Source organism: Pseudomonas aeruginosa (assembly GCF_001457615.1).
Classification (GTDB): domain Bacteria; phylum Pseudomonadota; class Gammaproteobacteria; order Pseudomonadales; family Pseudomonadaceae; genus Pseudomonas; species Pseudomonas aeruginosa.
Genome location: NZ_LN831024.1, coordinates 5,918,859 through 5,937,788 on the forward strand (window position 1 = coordinate 5,918,859; position 18,930 = coordinate 5,937,788).

Consider the following 18,930-nt stretch of genomic DNA (forward strand, 5'->3'; position numbering starts at 1 on the left):
GGCGACCTCGCCTCCGCCCGGAGGCGAGGTCACTCGCGGTAGTCGTCCAGCGGCACGCAGGCGCAGAACAGGTTGCGGTCACCGTAGACGTTGTCCACCCGGTTAACCGCCGGCCAGTACTTGAACGCCCGCGCATGTTCGCTCGGGGTCACCGCCTCGGCGATCTCGTAGGGTCTCTGCCAGATCCCGGTGACGTCGGCCAGGGTATGCGGCGCCCGTTTCAGCGGGTTGTCCTCCGCCGGCCAGGCGCCGCTCTCCACCTTGCCGATCTCGGCCCTGATGCTCAGCATCGCCTCGACGAAACGATCCAGCTCCGCCTTCGACTCGCTCTCGGTCGGCTCCACCATCAGCGTGCCCGGCACCGGGAAGGACATGGTCGGGGCGTGGAAGCCGTAGTCCATCAGGCGCTTGGCCACGTCTTCCTCGGTTATCCCGGTCTGCGCCTTGAGCGGTCGCAGGTCGAGGATGCATTCGTGGGCGACGCGCTCGTTGCGCCCGCGGTAGAGCACCGGGAACGCCCCGTCCAGGCGGTTCGCCAGGTAGTTGGCGGAGAGGATCGCCACCTCGCTGGCGTCGGCCAGCTGCGGGCCCATCATGGCGATGTACATCCAACTGATCGGCAGGATGCTGGCGCTGCCCCAGGGCGCCGCGCTGACCGCGTCGTTCAGCGGGTTCGGCCCTTCGACGCGGATCACCGGATGGTTGGCGACGAACGGCGCCAGGTGCCGCTTGACCCCGATCGGCCCCATGCCCGGCCCGCCACCACCATGGGGGATGCAGAAGGTCTTGTGCAGGTTCATGTGCGAGACGTCCGCGCCGATGTCCGCCGGTCGCGCCAGGCCGACCTGGGCGTTGAGGTTGGCGCCGTCCATGTAGACCTGGCCGCCGTGGCGGTGGACCACTTCGCAGATCTCGCCTATCCCCTCTTCGTAGACGCCGTGGGTCGAGGGATAGGTGATCATCAGGCAGGACAGCCGGTCGCCCGCCTCGGCCGCCTTGAGGCGCAGGTCGTCGAGGTCGACGTTGCCGCGGGGATCGCACTCGACGATCACCACCCGCATGCTGGCCATGATCGCCGAGGCCGGGTTGGTGCCATGCGCCGATGCGGGGATCAGGCAGATGTCGCGCTGGCTATCGCCGCGGCTCTGGTGGTAGCGGCGGATCGCCAGCAACCCGGCATATTCGCCCTGTGCTCCCGAGTTCGGCTGCATGCAGATGGCGTCGAAGCCGGTGATCGCCCGCAGCCAGGCTTCCAGTTCGTCGATCATCCGGCGATAGCCCTCGGCCTGCTCGCGCGGCACGAACGGATGCAGTTCGGCGAATTCCGGCCAGGTGATGGGGATCATTTCGCTGCTGGCGTTGAGCTTCATGGTGCAGGAGCCGAGCGGGATCATCGCCTGGTTCAGCGCCAGGTCCTTGCCTTCCAGCTGGCGCAGGTAGCGAAGCATCTCGGTCTCGCTGTGGTGGGCGTTGAACACCGGATGCTGCAGGTAGGCCGAAGTGCGTTGCAGGACCGCCGGGATGCCGTCGGCCACCGCCCCGCCATCCAGGTGCGCGACATCCAGCCCGTGGCCGGCGCCGAGGAAGATCTCGAACAGGGTCGCCAGGGTCGCCGCGTCACAGGTTTCGTCGAGGCTCAGGGCCAGCCGCCGGTCGTCGACCACGCGCAGGTTGACCCGTGCCGCCCGCGCCCGTTCGAGGATCGCCGCCTGACGCTCGCCGACCTCGTAGGTCAGGGTGTCGAAGAAGTGCCGGTTGAGCCGCCGCAGTCCCTTGCTTTTCAGGCCCGCCGCCAGCAGCGCGGTCAGGCGCTGGACGCGTTGGGCGATGCGTTTCAGCTCCTGTGGCCCATGGTAGACGGCATACAGCGAAGCAATGTTGGCCAGCAGCACCTGGGCGGTGCAGATGTTCGAGTTGGCCTTTTCCCGACGGATGTGCTGCTCGCGGGTTTGCAGGGCCATGCGCAACGCCGGGTTGCCGCGGGCGTCGCGGGAAACGCCGATGATCCGCCCCGGCATTGCCCGCTTGTACCCTTCGCGGGTGGCGAAGAACGCCGCGTGCGGCCCGCCGTAGCCCATCGGTACGCCAAAGCGCTGGGCGCTGCCGAGCACCACGTCGGCACCGAGTTCCCCCGGCGGGGTCAGCAACAACAGGGCGAGCAGGTCGCTGGCGACGCAAGCCAGCGCCTGTTGGCCGTGCAACGCCTCGATAAGCGGGCGCAGGTCGCGGATCTCGCCGCGACTGTCCGGGTATTGCAGCAAGGCGCCGAACACCGCGTGGGCGGCAAGATTGTCCGGCTCGTCGACGACCAGCTCGAAACCGAACGCCTCGGCGCGGGTACGCAACACCGAAACGGTCTGCGGATGGCAATGCGCATCGACGAAGAACCGGTTGCTCCTGGCCTTTGCCACCCGCCTGGCCAGGGCCATGGCCTCGGCGGCGGCGGTGGCTTCGTCGAGCAGCGAGGCGCTGGCCAGGTCGAGTCCGGTGAGGTCGATGGTCAGTTGCTGGAAATTCAGCAGCGCTTCCAGGCGGCCCTGGGCGATTTCCGGCTGGTAGGGCGTATAGGCGGTGTACCAGCCGGGATTCTCCAGCACGTTGCGGAGGATCACCGACGGCGTCACGGTGCCGTAGTAGCCCATGCCGATCAGGCTGGTCCAGCGCTGGTTGAGCCCGGCGTAGCCGCGCAGGCGCGCCAGGGCGGCCTGTTCGTCGAGCGCGGCGGGCAGTTCCAGCGGCCGGTTGAGGCGGATCGCCGGCGGCACCGTCTGCACGATCAGTTCGGCGCGAGTGGAAACTCCGAGGAAGTCCAGCATGGCCTGCTGTTCCGCAGGATCGGGGCCGAGGTGGCGGCGCAGGAAGGCATCGGCGGGCTGGAGCTGGGCGAGGGACGGCGTCTGCGACATGGCTTCGGTCTCGTTGGGGGCGGCATCGCCCTGCCAGCGATCGTCGCCGAACGGATATCGAATGAGAAAGCAACGACGGCGAAAACGCATTTCGCCGCTGCAAAAAGAACAAAGCCTCGAATGATCGAGGCCTTGTCCAAGGATAGCGGGTTTTGTCGCGACTACGCGGCGGCTCAGCCTTCCGCGTCGACGGCGGCCTGGTAGCCAGCGGCATCGAGCAGCTTGTCCAGCTCGGCCGGATTGCTCGGCTTGAGCTTGAAGAACCAGGACGCGTACGGGTCGTTGTTGACGTCTTCCGGGGTGTCGGCCAGGGCTTCGTTGATGGCGATGACTTCGCCGCCGATCGGCGAATAGATGTCGGAGGCGGCCTTCACCGACTCGACCACGCCCGCTTCCTGCCCGGCGGCGAGGGTCTTGCCCAGCTCCGGCAGCTCGATGAAGACCACATCGCCAAGGGCTTCCTGGGCATGGTCGGAAATGCCCACGGTAACGCTGCCGTCGGCTTCCAGGCGAGCCCATTCGTGGCTCTGGGCGTAACGCAGTTCGGCGGGAATATTGCTCATCTTGTTTTCCTCGAAGTCGGGGGCGACGGCGGTCGCCATTGCCAGGTTAGATCAGGGGCTTGCCGTGACGCACGAAACTGGGCTGGACCACCCGTACCGGGTACCACTTGCCGCGGATTTCCACCTCGGCGCGGTCGCCGGTGGCGGCCGGCACGCGGGCCAGCGCGATGGACTTGTTCAGGGTAGGCGAAAAGCTGCCGCTGGTGATCTCCCCCTCACCAATGCCAGCTACCCGCACCACCTGGTGGGCGCGCAGCACGCCGCGCTCCTCCAGTACCAGGCCGACCAGCTTCGGCTGGTCGCCGGCGGCCTTCTGCGCTTCCAGCGCGCGGCGGCCGACGAAGTCCCGCGCAACCGGCTCCCAGGCTACGGTCCAGCCCATGTTGGCGGCAAGCGGGGAAACGCTTTCGTCCATGTCCTGGCCGTAGAGATTGAGCCCGGCCTCCAGGCGCAGCGTATCGCGCGCACCCAGGCCCGCCGGGGAGATCCCGGCGCCAACCAGCTCGTTGAGGAAACCCGGCGCCTCGGCGGCCGGCAGCATGATTTCCAGGCCGTCCTCGCCGGTGTAGCCAGTGCGAGCGATGAACCAGTCGCCCTCGGCACGGCCCTGGAACGGCTTGAGTTCGCGTATCAGCGCGGCGCGTGCCGGGGATACCAGTTCGGAGCTGTGCACGCGGGCGTTGGGGCCCTGGATGGCGAGCATCGCCAGGTCGCCGCGTTCCTGCAGGTCGACCTTGAAGCCGGCGGCCTGCGCCTGCATCCAGGCGATGTCCTTGTCGCGGGTGGAAGCATTGACCACCACCCGGTAGCCGTGCTCGGTCAGGTAGACGATCAGGTCGTCGACCACCCCGCCCTCTTCGTTGAGCATCGCGCTGTAGAGCGCCTTGCCGGTTTCGCCGAGACGCGCCACGTCGTTCGCCAGGAGATGCTGCAGATAGGCCGTGGCCTGCTCGCCGGCGACGTCGACCACGGTCATGTGGGACACGTCGAAGACGCCGCAGTCACGCCGGACCTGATGGTGCTCCTCGACCTGCGAACCGTAGTGCAGCGGCATGTCCCAACCGCCGAAATCGACCATCTTGGCGCCGAGCGCGACGTGCAGCTCGTAAAGCGGGGTGCGCAATCCCATGGGTATTCTCCTTCCGGGCGTAGCGGGTGCCGTCGGCAGGGACCGCCGGCACGAAATCGCGCGCATTGTAGCCGCAAGCCCCGGAGCAGGACACCATGGAAGCGTGCCGCGATCCGTGCATAGACCCTACGACCTGCATGGATACTGGGCTCAGCGATCTGAATGATGGGCAGAACGACGAATCAACCCGACCACCGGTAGCAGGCCGACCAGCACCAGGGTCAGGGCCGGCAGCGAGGCGCGCGCCCATTCGCCCTCGCTGGTCATCTCGAAGATCCGTACGGCCAGGGTGTCCCAACCGAAGGGACGCATCAGCAGGGTCGCCGGCATCTCCTTGAGCACGTCGACGAAGACCAGCAGCGCGGCGCTCAGCGAGGCCGGCAGCAACAGCGGCAGGTAGACCCGCAGGAACAGCAGCGGGCCGCCCACGCCGAGGCTGCGCGAAGCTTCCGGCAGCGACGGGCGGATCCGCGCCAGCCCGCTTTCCAGCGGCCCGTAGGCCACCGCCATGAAACGGATCAGGTAGGCCAGCAGCAGGGCGAACAGACTGCCCAGCAGCAGCGGCTTGCCGGCGCCGCCGAGGGCGCTGGAAAGCGGGATCACCCAGTGATTGTCCAGCCAGCTGAAGGCCAGCATGATCGAAACCGCCAGGACCGAGCCCGGCAGCGCATAACCGAGGTTGCCCAGGCCCACCGCGCCGCGGATAGCGCGGGTCGGCGCCAGGCGCACGGCGAAGGCCAGCAGCAGGGCCACGGCGACCGTCGCCAGCGCGGCGATGCCGCCCAGCGTCAGGGTATGGCCGATCAGGTCCCAGTAGCGCTCGTCGAGGTCGAAACGGCCCTGGCGCCAGAACCAGACAACCAGTTGCGCCACGGGAATCACGAAGGCGCAGAGGAACACCAGCCCGCACCAGGCGCTCGCCGCCAGCGCCCTGGCGCCGCGCAGGCGGTACAGCGGCGCGCCGCGCGGACGCTCGCTGGCGGCCTTGGCTCGGCCTCGCGTGTGGCGCTCGCCGAGCAGCACCAGGCATACCCCGAGCAACAATAGGCTGGCCAGCTGGGCGGCGCTGGAGAGGCTGTAGAAGCCGTACCAGGTCTTGTAGATGGCGGTGGTGAAGGTGTCGAAGTTGAACACCGATACCGCGCCGAAGTCGGCCAGGGTTTCCATCACCGCCAGCGCCAGGCCGGCGCCGATCGCCGGCCGCGCCATCGGCAGGGCGACCCGCAGGAACGCCTGCCAGGGCGACAGGCCGAGAACCCGCGCGGCTTCCATCAGGCCCTTGCCCTGGGCGATGAAGGCGCTGCGCGCGAGCAGGTAGACATAGGGATAGAACACCAGCACCAGGACCAGGATCACCCCGCCGGTGGAGCGTACGCGCGGCAACCGCAGGCCGCTGCCGAACCACTCGCGCAGCAGGCTCTGCACCGGTCCGGCGAAATCCAGCAGGCCGACGAAGACGAACGCCAGGACGTAGGCCGGGATCGCGAACGGCAACATCAGCGCCCAGTCCAGCCAGCGCCGCCCGGGGAATTCGCAGAGGCTGGTGAGCCAGGCCAGGCTGACCCCGAGCAGAGTCACGCCGATGCCGACGCCGAGCACCAGGGTCAGGGTGTTGCCGAGCAGGCGCGGCAACTGGGTATCCCACAGGTGGCTCCAGATTTCCCGGTCGATCTCCAGCCAGCTCAGCAGCAGCACGCTGAGCGGCAGCAGCACCAGCGCGGCAACGGTGAAGGTGATGGGGTACCAGCGGCGGGGAGCGGGATGGGCCACGAAATCCTCGGTGCGGAACGAACGACGCCCCGCTCGGACGAGCCGGGGCGTCGAGTATAACCGGCGGTCAGTTCCAGCCGGCGCGGTCCATCAGGCGAATCGCCTCGGCCTGGCGCTTGCCGGCAACTTCCACCGGGATGCTGTCGGCCTTGAAGCTGCCCCAGCTGGCGACTTCGGCTGACGGCGCGACCTGCGGGTTGGCCGGGAATTCCTGGTTGATCCCGGCGAACAGCGCCTGGGCGTCGGGCCCGGTCATCCATTCCACCAGCGCCTTGGCTGCCTCGGGATGCGGCGCGTGGCGAGTCAGGCCGATGCCCGACAGGTTGACGTGGACGCCGCGGTCGGCCTGGTTCGGCCAGAACAGCTTGACCCGCAGGTTCGGGTTCTGCTTGTGCAGGCGCCCGTAGTAGTAGGTATTGACGATGCCGACGTCGCACTGGCCGGCGTCCACCGCCTGGATCACCGCGTTGTCGTCGGCGAATACGTCGGTGGCCAGGTTGTTCACCCAGCCCTGGAGGATTTCCTCGGTCTTCTGCGCCCCGTGGGTCTCGATCAGGGTCCCGGTCAGCGACTGGTTGTAGACCTTCTTCGCCGTGCGCAGGCACAGGCGGCCTTCCCATTGCTTGTCGGCCAGGGCTTCGTAGGTGCTCAGCTCTTCCGGCTTGACCCGCTCGGTGGAGTAGACGATGGTCCGCGCGCGCAGCGACAGTCCGGTCCAGCTATCGGTGCTGGAACGATACTGCGAGGGAATGTTCCGTTCGATGGTGGCCGACTTGAACGGTTGCAGCAGGCCCATCTGCTCGGCCTGCCAGAGGTTGCCGGCGTCCACGGTGAGCAGCAGGTCGGCCGGGGTGTTAGCGCCTTCGGCCTTGATCCGCGCCATCAGCGGCGCTTCCTTGTCGGTGATGAACTTGACCTTCACGCCGGTCTTGCTGGTGTAGGCATCGAACACCGGCTTGATCAGCTCGTCGATGCGCGAGGAATACACCACCACTTCGTCGGCGGCCTGGGCCAGGCCGGTGATGCCCAGGGCCAGGGCGGCGAGTAGAGCTTTGCTTGCCTGCATGAAGAACAGCCTCGTCAGCGGAACGTAGGCACGAATGATAAGAAATCTCGCTTGCGAACCCGCGCGACTAAATGTGTCGGGGTGTTTCGCTTGCGTCCAAGCCACCGAGGATGGCGAGGAACGCCTCCACCGCGGCGCTGCGGCCATGGCGGCGGGTGAAGACGAGGAAATCGGCCAGCGCCTCGGGCTCGGCCAGCGGGCGATAGACGACTCCGGCCCGGGCCAGCGCGGTGCTGCAACGCGGCACCAGGGCAACGCCCTGGCCGGCCGCGACCAGGGCGATGATCGAGGTGATCTGGCGTCCGGCCGGTCCCCTCGTCAGCGCCAGCCCGGCCTTCCGGTAGAGGCGCTCGATCAGTTCGTTGAGGCCGGAGCCGTAGTCCAGTGGAAACAGGATCAGCGGCCGATCACGCAGATCGTACAGGTCGATCCGCTCTTGCCGCGCCAGCGGATCGCCGTTGGGCACGGCCACCACCAGCGGCTCGCCGCCCAGGGCCAGCACCTCGATGCCGACCTGGCCTTCCGGCGGCGGCAGGCGCCCCAGCCCCACATCGATGCCGCCTTCGGCGATCTGCGCCCATTGCGCCGCCGAAGCGCCTTCGAGCAGCTCCAGTTGCACCTCCGGATGGCGCTCGCGGAACAGTCGGATCGCCTCGGTGAACAGGTCCGACAGGGCGATGGAGCTGGCGTAGCCGAGGGTCAGGTGGCCGGCCAGCCCCTGCGCCAGCTTGCGGGCGAAGCCGGCGGTGCGCTCCAGTTGGTCCAGCAGGGCGCGTGCGTAAGGCAGGAACAGGCTGCCCTCGGCGGTGAGGGTCACCGCCCGGCTGGAGCGGTCGAACAGGCGAAAGCCCAGCTCTTCCTCCAGCGCGGATATCTGCCGGGTCAAGGGCGGCTGCGCCATGTGCAGGCGCTGGGCGGCGCGGCCGAAATGCAGGGTTTCGGCAACGGCTGCGAAGCAGCGCAGGCGGCGTAGGTCGAGCATGCGGTTCCTCGGTATCGATCGGTCCTGAATCGGTATTGGCCAGCCCGTCGGGAGCGCCCCTATAACAGGGGGTTTCTCGTCCAGGCAGAGCGTTCCATGAATTCGTCCCAGGGTTTCCCCCGCCTCGCGCTGTTTCTCTGCGGTTGCGCTGCGTTCCTCAATCTCTATACCACCCAGGGCATCTTCGACGAACTGGCGGCGAGCTTCCACATCAGCGCCCATCAATCGAACTGGAGCATCACCGCCACCACCCTGGCGGTGGCTCTCGCCGCGCCCTTCGTCGGCCGACTCAGCGGCGGCCGCGAGCGCAGCCGGGTGATCGCCTTCGCCGCCAGCCTGCTCTGCGTGCCCATGCTGCTGGCCGCCCATGCCGGCAGCTTCGCCGCCTTCCTGCTCTGGCGCTTCGCCGAAGGGATGCTGATTCCCCTGCTGTTCGCCAGCAGCGTGGCCTACATCGGCGAGCGCTGGAGCGGCGGCGCGGTCATCGAGCTGACCAGCCTCTATGTCGCCGGGACCATCCTCGGCGGCTTCGCCGGACGCTTCCTCACCGGCCTGCTGACCGAGGAGTGGGATTGGCGCGTCGCCTTCCGGATCCTCGCCGGGCTGACCCTGCTCATCGCTGTCGCCATCCGTGCGCTGCTCCCTGCCAATTCTGGCAGGCACGCGCCCGCACCGGGGAAACGCCCCTTAGTATCCCGTGAACTGTTCCGGGCTCCGCTGCTGTCGTCCTACGCGGTGGGGTTCTGTGTCCTCTTTTCCCAGGTCGCCATGTTCACCTATATCGGCATCCATCTCAGCCGTCCGCCGTACAGCCTGGACACCGCTCAGCTCGGCTCGATCTACGCGGTGTTCCTCCTCGCCCTGCTGGTGATTCCCGCCAGCGGCCGCCTGGCCCGCACCCGCCCGCACCGCCAGTTGCTGCTGGGCGCATCGCTGCTGGGCGTGTGCGGCTCGCTGCTGACCCTGGCGCCGGGCCTGCCGACGATTCTCGTCGGCCTGGCCCTCAGCGCCACCGGCGTGTTCCTCGCACAGTCCACGGTCAACGCCTTCACCGCCAGCAATGCCGGGACCGACAAGGCCGGTGCCGTCGGCCTCTACCTGACCTGCTACTACGCCGGTGGCAGCCTCGGCGCGGTGCTGCCGGCGCCATTCTGGGAGCGCTGGGGCTGGCCGGGCTGCCTGGGCCTGATCCTCCTGGCCCAGTTGCTGCCGTTGCTTCTGACCCGCTACGGCTGGTCCGCACCACCGGCCGAACGCGCGGCCCTGCGCGCGTCGCAAGGAAGACCGTAACCATCGCAAGAACAACAAGAACCGACAGGAGGTTAGCCATGAACCATGTCATCACCCCCCACAGCAAGCTGCTCGGCGTCATCGAGCCGGTCCTCAACGACATGCCCGCCGGAACCCTGCGCCACGCACTGTTCCGGGCCTTCTGGGACGAGACGGCGTCGTTGCTGGACATCGAGGACGCCTTCGCCCGGGTCACCGCCCGGCGCCAGGCGGTCGAGCCGCTGCGCAAGTTCTTCGCCAGCTGGTCGAAGACCAACAACTCGGCGGCCAGCGTTTCCGGACTGGCCAATCGCCTTACCCTGCTGGCCCGTTCGGAACAGGGTTCGGCAGCGGCAGACCAGCTCTATCGAGCCTGCGGCAGCCTGCAACGGATCACCGACGAAGACCTCGGCGCCCTCGGCAACACCGTGCATGCCGATCTTTTCTACACCATGGCCACCACCCTTTGCGGCGACGACCGCTGGCTGCTGCGCGAGAACTGCCTGCCTTCGGCGCAGGCGTTCAAGGACTGGACCGACCGCCAGCGCCTGCGCGAGCGCGACCTGATGCAGGGACTGCTGACCACGCTGGTACACGAGGTCTATACCCACGGCGAGGTGGAGTACATCCACCCGCTGTACAAGGAATGGTTCAGCCGCGACATGGGCGTACCCGCCGAACGCGCCCGCGCCACCGTGGCCTGGGTAACGGTGCACACCGGCGGCACCGAGAGCAATCACTTCGCCCACGCCACGGCGGCGGTGAACGCCTTCGTCGAGGCGATGGAAATCGAGGTGAACGAAGAAGCCGCGCGCAACCTGTTCGGGCTCTACCTGCGCAACAAGGCGCAGGTCATGCGTGACTGCGCGGCGCTGTTCTGAGGACTGGCGGCCCTCCCGTCAGGGGGGCCGCCCCGCTCAGACTCGTGCCAGCGACGGCAGGTCGCCGCTGAGGCCAAGCGCCTGGCGGACGAACAGCGCCTTCGCCTCGTGATGGCCGTCGACCAGGCGCAGGCCGGCGTTGCGCAGCCAGCGCAGCGGCAACCGGTCGGCCTGGAACAGGCGCTCGAAGCCTTCCATCGCCGTCATCATGCCCAGGTTGTGCGGCATCCGCCGCCGCTCGAAGCGACTCAGCACGCGTTCGTCGGCAAGCCGTTCGCCGCGCTCCAGGGCGTGCAACAGGACCTCGGACAGCACCGCCGCATCGAGGAAGCCCAGGTTCACGCCCTGTCCGGCCAGCGGGTGGATGGTGTGCGCAGCATCGCCGACCAGCGCCAGGCCCGGCTCGACGTAACGCTTGGCGTGCCGCTGGCGCAGCGGGATGCACAGGCGCCGGTCGGCATGCAGGATGGCGCCCAGGCGCTGTTCGAAGGCTTCGCCGAGGGCGGCGCGGAAGCCATCCTCGTCCAACGCCATCAGGCGTTCTGCCTGTTCCGGGGTGGTCGACCAGACGATCGAGCACCAGTGCTCGTCGCCGCGGTCCGGCAGGGGCAGGAAGGCCAGCGGACCGTCGTCGGTGAAGCGCTGCCAGGCGGTTGCGCGGTGCGCGTTCTCGCAGCGCACGCTGGTGACGATGGCGTGGTGCAGGTAATCCCATTCGCGGGTGGCGCAGCCGGCCAGGCGGCGTACCGCCGAGTTGGCGCCGTCGGCGGCGACCACCAGCGGCGCACGCAGCTGGCGACCGTCGGCCAGGGTCAGCAGCCAGTCGTCGCCGGAGTGGCGCATCTGTTCCAGGCGCGCATTGGCCAGCAGGCCGGTGGTGGAATCGTGCAGGCGTTCCAGCAGGGCGTCCTGCACCACCCGGTTCTCGACGATATGGCCGAGTACCTCGGCGTGCACGCTGGCGGCGCTGAAGCCGATCCGCCCGGTGCCGGAGCCATCCCACACCTGCATCTCGCGATAGGGCTCGGCGCGGCGCGCGACGATGCCGTCCCAGGCATGCAGGCGCTGGAGAATCCGCCGGCTGGCTTCGGACAGCGCGCTGACCCGCGGCTCGTAGGGCGCCTCCGGCTTGAACGGCGCCACGTCGAGCGAGCCGCCGTCCACCAGCAGCACCTCCAGGCCGCTGCCCTCCAGGGCCAGGGCCAGGGCGCTACCGACCATGCCGGCGCCGACGATGACCAGATCCGCGTGCATATCCTCGTTCTCCACTCGTGGGCCCTCTTCAGGCCGCGTTCCGCAGGCGCGGCTTGAGCCGCACGTACAGGGTTTTCTGAACCCGCGCCACCAGGGTGCCGGCGTCGTCGCGCACTTCGGCGTGCAGCCGGGGCAGGTACTTCTCGCCGCCGGCGGTCCGCTCGCGGACCTCGTCGAGCAGCTTCTGGTCGATGCTGAAATGCGCATGCACCGGGCCCTTGCCCGGGCTGACGAACTCGATGTTGGCCGCCTTGTCCCAGACCACGTAGTCGCGGCCCAGGTTCTCCATCAGCATCAGCATGAAGAACGGGTCGGTCATCGCGTAGAGGCTGCCGCCGAACTGGGTGCCTACATAGTTGCGATTGAGCCGGTTCAGGCCCATGCGCACCCGAACCTCGCGGAAATCGCCAGCGATGTGCCGCACACGGATGCCCGCCCCCAGGAAGGGCGGGTAGAGATTCATGGCGAAGCGCAGCAGGCGGGCCTTGCGCGCCCTCGACCAGACCGGCATGGCGCTACAGCGGCCGCGCGCCGAGGCCCATGGCCTGGCGGGCGAACCAGCGCTTGGCCGGCGGCAGCAGGTCGAGCCCGAGCAGGCCGAGGTTGCGCCCGGCGCCGAGCAGCGCGCGGTCGTTGGAGAACAGCCGGGTCACCCGGTCGGAGAAGCCGACGGTCATCTGCTGGTCCAGGCGCTGCCCATCGAGGTAGCGCTGCAGCACGGCGAACTCGCCCAGCGGCGCGTCGTCGTGGAGCAGGGCGTCGACCAGCGCCAGGGTGTCGCGCAACGACAGGTTGAAGCCCTGGCCGGCGATGGGGTGCAGACTGTGCGCAGCGTTGCCCAGCACCACCAGGTGCGGACGCACCTGCTCGCGGGCCTCGACCAGGTGCAAGGGGTAGCAGTGCCGTGCGCCGACCTGGCGGAAGGCGCCGAGGCGGTAGCCGAAGGCAGCCTGCAGCTCGCCGAGGAAGGCCGCGTCATCGAGGCCACGCAGGCGTTCGGCGTCCTTGCCTGGGCGGGTCCAGATCAGCGCGCAACGGTTATCCGGCAACGGCAGCAGGGCCATCGGACCGCTGGGGGTGAAGCGCTCGAAGGCCTGCCCGAGGTGCGCCTCGGAGGGCGATACGTTGGCGATCAGCGCAGTCTGCCGGTACGGCGTCTGCTCCACGGCGATGCCAAGTTGTTCGCGCAGCCCGGAACGACCGCCATCGGCGAGGATCGCCAGCTCGCAATCGAGTTGCGTCTCGTCGTCGAGGGTAAGCCGGTAACCGCCCTCCCGGGCTTCCAGGGTCTTCACTTCGGCCGGGCAGTGCCAGCGCACCACCTCGGGGTCGAGCGCCTTCCACAGGCACTGGCCGAGCCAGGCGTTCTCCACCACGTAGCCCAGCGCCGGCACGCCTTCCTCGATGGCGGTCAGGCGGGTGGCGCCGAAGCGGCCGCGGTCGGAAACATGGATATGCAGGATCGGCTCGGCGCGCTCGGCGATCGCCGGCCACAGGCCGAGTCGCTCGTAGATCTGCCGGCTGCCGTAGGATAGCGCCGAAGAGCGGGCGTCGTAGCTGGGCTGGTAGGCGTTGCCGGGGGCGAAGGGTTCGATCAGCACGATCGACCAGCCGCGCTCCCGAGCGCCGGCCTGCAGGGCCAGCGCCAGCGAGGCGCCGACCAGGCCCCCGCCGATGATCGCCAGGTTGACCTTGCTCATCGTCACCTCAGGCTGCCTCGCTCTTGGCCGCGGCCATCAGCGCCTCGATCTCGGCGACGGTCTTCGGCACGCCGTTGGTCAGCACTTCGCAACCATTGCGGGTGACCACCACGTCGTCCTCGATGCGTACGCCGATACCGCGCCACTTCTTCGCCACCGAGGTATTGTCCGGGGCGATGTAGATGCCCGGCTCGACGGTCATCGCCATGCCCGGTTCGAGCACCCGCCATTCGCCGCCGACGCGGTACTCGCCGACGTCGTGCACGTCCATCCCCAGCCAGTGGCCGGCGCGGTGCATGTAGAAAGCCTTGTAGGCCTCGTGGGCGATCAGCTCGTCGACGTCGCCCTCCAGCAGGCCCAAGCGCACCAGCCCGGCGGTGATGACCCGTACGGTGGCCTCATGGGCCTCGTTCCAGTGGCGACCGGGGGCGATGTAGTCGAACGCCGCCATGTTGGCTTCCAGCACCAGTTCGTAGATCGCCTTCTGCTCGGGACTGAAGCGGCCATTGGCGGGGAAGGTACGGGTGATGTCGCTGGCGTAGCAGTCGATCTCGCAGCCGGCATCGATCAGGATCAGGTCGCCGTCCTTGATCGCCGCATCGTTCTCGCGGTAGTGCAGGATGCAGGCGTTGCGTCCGGCGGCGACGATCGAGCCGTAGGCCGGCATCTTCGCCCCGCCCTTGCGGAACTCGTATTCCAGTTCGGCTTCCAGGTGGTACTCGAACAGCCCCGGCCGGCACACCTCCATCGCCCGGATGTGCGCCCGGGCGGAGACCTCGGCGGCGTAGCGCATGACCTTCACTTCGTTGGCGCTCTTGTACAGCCGCTGGTCGTGCAGCAGGTGGTCGAGGGCAACGAACTCGTTCGGCGGCTGCGCGCCCTGGCGGGCCTTGGAGCGGATCACGTTGATCCAGTCCATCAGCCGGCGGTCGAAGTCGGGATTGGCGCCAAGGGCGTAGTAGACCCGGTCGCGGCCTTCGATCAGGCCGGGCAGGATGTCGTCGATATCGCCGATGGGAAAGGCGTCGTCGGCGCCGTACTGGCCGATCGCACCGTCCTGGCCGGCGCGCAGGCCGTCCCACAGTTCACGCTCCGGATCCCGCTCGCGGCAGAAAAGCACGTATTCGCCGTGGGCACGGCCGGGAATCAGCGCCATCACCGCCTCCGGCTCTGGGAAGCCGGTGAGGTACTGGAAGTCGCTGTCCTGGCGGTAGACATGCTCGACGTCGCGATTGCGGATGTACATCGGCGCCGCCGGCAGGATGGCGATGCTGTTGGGTTCCATCTGCGCCATCAGCGCCTTGCGCCGACGGGCGTACTCCGACTTGGGGATACGGATCATGCAGAAACCTCAGTGCAGTGAAGGCTTGGGAGCGGGCTCCAGCGGCTTGCCGCACTCGGCGAACAGCAGCAGCGGAGCGACCCGCAGGTATTCCATGACTTCCATATAGTCCGTCTCGCCGTCCTCGCTGTCTTCCAGTTGGCCCTGGACCTGGGCGATGGCGGCCATGTCCTGCAGCACTTCCTCGGCTTCGCCGGTCAGGCTGCCTTCGCGGGCGGTGAGGCCGAAACCGGCGAGGAAACCCTGGCACCATTGGCCGAGCGCCTCGGTGCGCTGGGCGAGCGGGGTTTCGTCGTCGGGCAGGAGCATGACGACGGCGACCTCGCCGGCGGAAAAGTCCTGCCGGACCATGCCGAGCAGGCCGGACAACGCGGCCTTGAGTCGTTCGTCCGGCGCGCCGCCGAGCAGTTCGGCGGCAGCGTGTTGCCAGGCGGCCTCGTCGAAGCCGGCGCCGGCGCAGACCCGACCCAGCAGATGGCCGTGCAGTTCGGCCGGCGAGACCGGCATGGCCGCCTCGGCGAGAAGGGAGGAAAAGGCGCTGTAGGCGGAATTCTGAGTGGACATCTCGGGACCCTGACGGCTGGGCGCCATTGGGGCGCTACACGTGAAATGAAGGTGGTTATCCTAGCACCGCCCGCCCCGGCAAGACCATGCGACCGGTTGCCGGCGCGCCGGCCCGGCCGGGGCATTGGCCCCGACCGGGGACGATCCTATATAGTTGTCCAATCACCCCAATTCCCAAGCGAGAGCCCATGGAAGACGCCGATCTGCAATTGTTGACGGCCAAGTTCGACCAGCTGCTCCAGAAGCTGGAACAGCTCAAGGCGGAGAACCGGCTGCTGCGGGCGAACGAAAAGTCCTGGCGCGAAGAGCGCGCTCATCTGATCGAAAAGAACGAAATGGCGAGACACAAGGTCGAAGCGATGATTTTGCGTCTGAAAGCCTTGGAGCAGGACACATGAGCCAGTCGAATACCCTCACCGTGCAGATTCTCGACAAGGAATACTGCATCAATTGCCCGGACGACGAGCGCGCCAACCTGGAAAGCGCCGCCCGTTACCTGGACGGCAAGATGCGCGAGATCCGCTCCAGCGGCAAAGTCATCGGCGCCGACCGGGTTGCCGTGATGGCCGCCCTCAACATCACCCACGACCTGCTGCACCGCAAGGAGCGCCTGGACCAGGAAAGCAGCTCGACCCGCGAGCGCGTGCGCGAACTGCTCGATCGCGTCGACCGCGCCCTGGCGAATCCGGCCGATGCCGGCGAAGCCTGACCCGGGCGCGGCCAATTCGGGTATACTGGCCTCCGCTCCCTGGTGTGTTGGCCAGTCGGTGATGTCCCTGAGCCGATAACTGCAACAACGGAGGTTGCCAGTTGGACCGGTGTGCATGTCCGCACGACGGAAAGCCTTAAGGTCTACTGCAACCGCCACCTTGAACTTTCGGGTTCAAGGGCTAACCCGACAGCGGCACGACCGGGGAGCTACCTTTCCACATGATCGAATCGCAAGACCTCAGCCGCCCGGCCCTGCGCCGCAAGCTCCGCCAGGCGCGCCGCGCGCTCTCCCCCCTGCAGCAACGCCTCGCCGCCCGCGCCCTCTATCGACAACTGGCGCAGCATCCCCTTTTCCGCCGTGCCCGCCATATCGCCCTGTACCTGCCCAACGACGGCGAGATCGACCCGCGTCCGCTGCTGCGTGCGGCGCAGAAGCGCGGCAAGGCCACCTACCTGCCGGTGCTGGCGCCCTGGCCGCGGACGCGCATGGTATTCCAGCGGGTCGGCAGCGGCGAACGCTGGACCCGCAACCGCTTCCGCATCAGCGAACCGCTGGCCGACGCCGGCCGCCAGCGCAAGGCCTGGGCGCTGGACCTGGTACTGCTGCCGCTGGTGGGGTTCGACGAACAGGGCGGGCGCCTGGGCATGGGCGGCGGCTTCTACGACCGCAGCCTGGCCTACCTGGCGAGGCGCAAAAATGGTCACAAACCGACGCTGATCGGCCTGGCCCATGAATGTCAGAAGGTGGATCGACTGGCGCTGGCCAGCTGGGACATTCCCCTGGCGGGAACGGTGACCGATGCGGGCTGGTACGTGGCAGGGAAACGCTAGGAAGGAGGGAGAACCCTGGGTACCGCGTTCCATGCGATACCCGGCGAGTCTTACGGCTGTTGCGTCACCTGGGCGGGCGTACTGGCCTGTCGTTCCCAGAGGCTCTGGGTATAACCGGTGGTGACGACCCCAAGTCCGAAGATGATGACCAAAACCCACAGCAAGTCTGGCTTGCGCTTCATCGATTGCCTCCCCCTTCCAGGCAATTTTCGAGGCCGGTCCTTGCGATTATCTTATCGCCTGAGCACCCTGCCCCGCTGAAAAACGGCATTTTCCGATAAGCTGAAGTCATACGCAATTACACCGGCGACCGGTGGTCACGCGCAGACGTTTCCTACGTATATCTACGAAAGAGGAGCAAAGTTCATGCCTGCCTACTGGCTGATGAAATCCGAGCCGGACGAACTCTCGATCCGCGACCTGCAACGCCTCGGAACCGCCCGCTGGGATGGCGTGCGCAACTATCAGGCGCGCAACTTCATCCGCAGCATGAACTCCGGCGACCTGTTCTTCTTCTACCACTCCAGTTGCCCGCAGCCCGGCATCGCCGGTATCGCCCGCATCGAAGGCGAAGCCTACCCCGATCCCACGGCCCTGGATCCCGCCAGCCCCTACCACGACCCCAAGGCCAGCGCCGGGAAGAACCCCTGGAGCGCCCGCGACGTCAGCTTCGTCGAAGCCTTCGCCGAGGTCGTTCCACTGGCCCGGCTGAAGGCCCAGGACGCCCTGGCCAACCTCGCCCTGGTGCAGAAGGGCAGCCGCCTCTCGGTAATGCCGGTCAGCGCCGAGGAATGGCAGGCGATCCTGCCGCTGGCGAAACGCTGAAGCCATCGCTCAGGCCATCTGCGAGATGGTCCGGCGGAAACGCCAGAGCGCGCCGAAGAAGAACGCCGAACCGATCACCACGATACCGGCGAACTGCGGCCAGACGATGTCGAAACCGGCGCCGCGGAACAGGATCGCCTGGGCCAGGCTGACGAAATGCGTGGTCGGCGCCGCCAGCATGATGTTCTGCACCAGTTCCGGCATGCTTTCCCGTGGCGTGGTGCCGCCCGAAAGAATGTTCAGCGGCAGCAGCACGAGGATGGTCAACAGTCCGAGCTGCGGCATCGAACGCGCCACCGTGCCGAGGAATATGCCCATGGAGGTGGTGGCGAACAGATGCAATCCGGCGCCGAGCAGGAACAGTCCCACCGAGCCGCTGATCGGCACGTCCAGCCAGCCACGCACCACCCACTGCAACGAGAGCCCCGCCGCCACCAGCACCACCAGCCCCATCGACCAGACCTTGGCCATCATGATCTCGAAGGCCGACAGCGGCATCACCAGCAGGTGCTCGACGGTGCCGTGCTCGCGCTCGCGGATCAGCGCGGCGCCGGTGAGGATGATCGACAGCATGGTGATCTGGTTGATCACTTCCATCACCCCACCGAACCAGGCCTGGGTCAGGTTCGGGTTGAATTCCATGCGCACCTCGATCTGCGCCGGCATGCTCGGCTCCGCGCGGTAGCGGCTGACGAATTCGCGCACCTCGGTGGCGACGATGTTCTGGATGTAGCCCGCGCCAGAGAAGGCCTGCCCGGTCTGGGTCGCGTCGACGTTGACCTGGATCGAGGGCTTGCGCCCGGCGAGCACGTCGCGCTGGAAGTCCGGCGGGATATCGAGGGTGAAGGTATACAGGCCGACGTCCATGCCGCGATCCATCTCGGCATGTCCGATCATTTCCGGCGGCCGGAAGTATGGGGGCTGGAAGGCATTGACGATACGCGACGAGAGCTGCGAGCGGTCCTCGTCGACCACCGCGATCGGCGCGTGATGCAAGGTTTCCGGAATACCGGTGGCGGAACTGTAGACGCCCAGGGTGAAGGCCCAGACGATCAGTGCCAGCATCGCGTAGTCGCGGCCGAGACTGCGGAACTCCTTGATGCCCAGGTTGAAGATGTTGGCCAGGCTGCGCATCGC

18 protein-coding genes and 1 other RNA gene are annotated in these 18,930 nt (G+C 67.6%); 7 read left to right on the forward strand and 12 right to left on the reverse strand.

The genetic code is table 11. The annotated features are described in order from the left end of the window. Window positions 1–29: 29 nt before the first annotated feature. From gcvP to AT700_RS27175, 6 genes are all read right to left on the reverse strand, one after another. On the reverse strand, window positions 30–2,906 hold the full coding sequence (gene gcvP, locus AT700_RS27150) for an aminomethyl-transferring glycine dehydrogenase (protein ID WP_019395818.1): 2,877 nt from the start codon (window positions 2,904–2,906) through the stop codon (window positions 30–32). A 173-nt stretch (window positions 2,907–3,079) separates the two neighbouring features. Next, the gene (gene gcvH, locus AT700_RS27155; RefSeq protein ID WP_003107397.1) at window positions 3,080–3,469 is read right to left on the reverse strand and encodes a glycine cleavage system protein GcvH; all 390 of its coding nucleotides are present in this window, start codon (window positions 3,467–3,469) and stop codon (window positions 3,080–3,082) included. A 46-nt stretch (window positions 3,470–3,515) separates the two neighbouring features. Then, window positions 3,516–4,598, reverse strand: a complete 1,083-nt coding sequence (gene gcvT / locus AT700_RS27160) for a glycine cleavage system aminomethyltransferase GcvT (protein WP_003114049.1) — start codon at window positions 4,596–4,598, stop codon at window positions 3,516–3,518. 150 nt (window positions 4,599–4,748) lie between these two features. Then, entirely contained in the window at window positions 4,749–6,368 is a 1,620-nt protein-coding gene (locus AT700_RS27165; protein WP_003099178.1) for an ABC transporter permease, read from the reverse strand. 67 nt (window positions 6,369–6,435) lie between these two features. Continuing rightward, window positions 6,436–7,434, reverse strand: coding sequence for an extracellular solute-binding protein (locus AT700_RS27170; protein WP_003096289.1), 999 nt, complete (start codon window positions 7,432–7,434; stop codon window positions 6,436–6,438). 67 nt (window positions 7,435–7,501) lie between these two features. After that, complete coding sequence (locus tag AT700_RS27175) at window positions 7,502–8,416, reverse strand: LysR family transcriptional regulator (RefSeq protein ID WP_014834167.1); 915 nt, start codon at window positions 8,414–8,416, stop codon at window positions 7,502–7,504. A gap of 96 nt (window positions 8,417–8,512) precedes the next feature. Between AT700_RS27175 and AT700_RS27180 the strand changes: the two genes are divergently transcribed. Both AT700_RS27180 and AT700_RS27185 read left to right on the forward strand, forming a co-directional pair. Further along, window positions 8,513–9,706 carry an MFS transporter gene (locus AT700_RS27180; protein WP_042929759.1) on the forward strand — a complete coding sequence of 398 codons (1,194 nt, stop codon included), beginning with the start codon at window positions 8,513–8,515 and terminating at the stop codon, window positions 9,704–9,706. Between the two features lie 38 nt (window positions 9,707–9,744). Further along, window positions 9,745–10,566, forward strand: a complete 822-nt coding sequence (locus tag AT700_RS27185; RefSeq protein ID WP_003118038.1) for a hypothetical protein — start codon at window positions 9,745–9,747, stop codon at window positions 10,564–10,566. 36 nt (window positions 10,567–10,602) lie between these two features. Here AT700_RS27185 and AT700_RS27190 read toward each other — a convergent pair whose 3' ends face one another. From AT700_RS27190 to AT700_RS27210, 5 genes are read right to left on the reverse strand one after another with little or no spacing between them, the layout of a single operon-like run. Beyond that, window positions 10,603–11,820, reverse strand: a complete 1,218-nt coding sequence (locus tag AT700_RS27190; protein ID WP_003120388.1) for a 2-octaprenyl-3-methyl-6-methoxy-1,4-benzoquinol hydroxylase — start codon at window positions 11,818–11,820, stop codon at window positions 10,603–10,605. Between the two features lie 28 nt (window positions 11,821–11,848). Further along, window positions 11,849–12,331, reverse strand: a complete 483-nt coding sequence (locus tag AT700_RS27195) for a hotdog fold domain-containing protein (protein WP_003099189.1) — start codon at window positions 12,329–12,331, stop codon at window positions 11,849–11,851. A gap of 4 nt (window positions 12,332–12,335) precedes the next feature. Continuing rightward, complete coding sequence (gene ubiH, locus AT700_RS27200) at window positions 12,336–13,520, reverse strand: 2-octaprenyl-6-methoxyphenyl hydroxylase (RefSeq protein WP_003099190.1); 1,185 nt, start codon at window positions 13,518–13,520, stop codon at window positions 12,336–12,338. Between the two features lie 7 nt (window positions 13,521–13,527). Further along, window positions 13,528–14,862 (reverse strand): Xaa-Pro aminopeptidase, encoded by a 1,335-nt coding sequence (gene pepP, locus AT700_RS27205; RefSeq protein ID WP_003096308.1) that lies wholly within the window; start codon window positions 14,860–14,862, stop codon window positions 13,528–13,530. Between the two features lie 9 nt (window positions 14,863–14,871). Then, window positions 14,872–15,426 carry a YecA family protein gene (locus AT700_RS27210; protein ID WP_048521771.1) on the reverse strand — a complete coding sequence of 185 codons (555 nt, stop codon included), beginning with the start codon at window positions 15,424–15,426 and terminating at the stop codon, window positions 14,872–14,874. Between the two features lie 188 nt (window positions 15,427–15,614). Between AT700_RS27210 and AT700_RS27215 the strand changes: the two genes are divergently transcribed. The 5 genes from AT700_RS27215 to AT700_RS27230 all read left to right on the forward strand — a co-directional run bounded on the left by AT700_RS27215 (window position 15,615) and on the right by AT700_RS27230 (window position 17,793). After that, the gene (locus AT700_RS27215) at window positions 15,615–15,824 is read left to right on the forward strand and encodes a TIGR02449 family protein (protein WP_003096314.1); all 210 of its coding nucleotides are present in this window, start codon (window positions 15,615–15,617) and stop codon (window positions 15,822–15,824) included. Beyond that, the gene (locus tag AT700_RS27220) at window positions 15,821–16,135 is read left to right on the forward strand and encodes a cell division protein ZapA (RefSeq protein WP_003096316.1); all 315 of its coding nucleotides are present in this window, start codon (window positions 15,821–15,823) and stop codon (window positions 16,133–16,135) included. The genes AT700_RS27215 and AT700_RS27220 overlap by 4 nt, the downstream gene beginning before the upstream one ends. 33 nt (window positions 16,136–16,168) lie before the next feature. Then, window positions 16,169–16,347, forward strand: a non-coding RNA gene (ssrS, locus tag AT700_RS29995) — 6S RNA. A 9-nt stretch (window positions 16,348–16,356) separates the two neighbouring features. Further along, window positions 16,357–16,968, forward strand: coding sequence for a 5-formyltetrahydrofolate cyclo-ligase (locus tag AT700_RS27225; RefSeq protein WP_003096321.1), 612 nt, complete (start codon window positions 16,357–16,359; stop codon window positions 16,966–16,968). Between the two features lie 366 nt (window positions 16,969–17,334). Next, window positions 17,335–17,793 (forward strand): EVE domain-containing protein, encoded by a 459-nt coding sequence (locus AT700_RS27230; RefSeq protein ID WP_003099195.1) that lies wholly within the window; start codon window positions 17,335–17,337, stop codon window positions 17,791–17,793. A gap of 9 nt (window positions 17,794–17,802) precedes the next feature. On the opposite strand, the gene AT700_RS27235 is transcribed toward AT700_RS27230, so the two are convergent. Continuing rightward, a complete protein-coding gene (locus AT700_RS27235) occupies window positions 17,803–18,927 on the reverse strand; it encodes an ABC transporter permease (RefSeq protein ID WP_003099197.1) in 1,125 nt (374 codons plus the stop codon). Between the last annotated feature and the right edge of the window lie 3 nt (window positions 18,928–18,930).

What these genes read in the sequence shown, in the direction of transcription:
- gcvP (WP_019395818.1), bottom strand. Translation starts at nt 2,906, where the DNA reads ATGTCGCAGACGCCGTCCCTCGCCCAGCTCCAGCCCGCCGATGCCTTC.
- gcvH (WP_003107397.1), bottom strand. Translation starts at nt 3,469, where the DNA reads ATGAGCAATATTCCCGCCGAACTGCGTTACGCCCAGAGCCACGAATGG.
- gcvT (WP_003114049.1), bottom strand. Translation starts at nt 4,598, where the DNA reads ATGGGATTGCGCACCCCGCTTTACGAGCTGCACGTCGCGCTCGGCGCC.
- AT700_RS27170 (WP_003096289.1), bottom strand. Translation starts at nt 7,434, where the DNA reads ATGCAGGCAAGCAAAGCTCTACTCGCCGCCCTGGCCCTGGGCATCACC.
- AT700_RS27175 (WP_014834167.1), bottom strand. Translation starts at nt 8,416, where the DNA reads ATGCTCGACCTACGCCGCCTGCGCTGCTTCGCAGCCGTTGCCGAAACC.
- AT700_RS27180 (WP_042929759.1), top strand. Translation starts at nt 8,513, where the DNA reads ATGAATTCGTCCCAGGGTTTCCCCCGCCTCGCGCTGTTTCTCTGCGGT.
- AT700_RS27185 (WP_003118038.1), top strand. Translation starts at nt 9,745, where the DNA reads ATGAACCATGTCATCACCCCCCACAGCAAGCTGCTCGGCGTCATCGAG.
- AT700_RS27190 (WP_003120388.1), bottom strand. Translation starts at nt 11,820, where the DNA reads ATGCACGCGGATCTGGTCATCGTCGGCGCCGGCATGGTCGGTAGCGCC.
- AT700_RS27195 (WP_003099189.1), bottom strand. Translation starts at nt 12,331, where the DNA reads ATGCCGGTCTGGTCGAGGGCGCGCAAGGCCCGCCTGCTGCGCTTCGCC.
- ubiH (WP_003099190.1), bottom strand. Translation starts at nt 13,520, where the DNA reads ATGAGCAAGGTCAACCTGGCGATCATCGGCGGGGGCCTGGTCGGCGCC.
- pepP (WP_003096308.1), bottom strand. Translation starts at nt 14,862, where the DNA reads ATGATCCGTATCCCCAAGTCGGAGTACGCCCGTCGGCGCAAGGCGCTG.
- AT700_RS27210 (WP_048521771.1), bottom strand. Translation starts at nt 15,426, where the DNA reads ATGTCCACTCAGAATTCCGCCTACAGCGCCTTTTCCTCCCTTCTCGCC.
- AT700_RS27215 (WP_003096314.1), top strand. Translation starts at nt 15,615, where the DNA reads ATGGAAGACGCCGATCTGCAATTGTTGACGGCCAAGTTCGACCAGCTG.
- AT700_RS27220 (WP_003096316.1), top strand. Translation starts at nt 15,821, where the DNA reads ATGAGCCAGTCGAATACCCTCACCGTGCAGATTCTCGACAAGGAATAC.
- AT700_RS27225 (WP_003096321.1), top strand. Translation starts at nt 16,357, where the DNA reads ATGATCGAATCGCAAGACCTCAGCCGCCCGGCCCTGCGCCGCAAGCTC.
- AT700_RS27230 (WP_003099195.1), top strand. Translation starts at nt 17,335, where the DNA reads ATGCCTGCCTACTGGCTGATGAAATCCGAGCCGGACGAACTCTCGATC.
- AT700_RS27235 (WP_003099197.1), bottom strand. Translation starts at nt 18,927, where the DNA reads ATGCGCAGCCTGGCCAACATCTTCAACCTGGGCATCAAGGAGTTCCGC.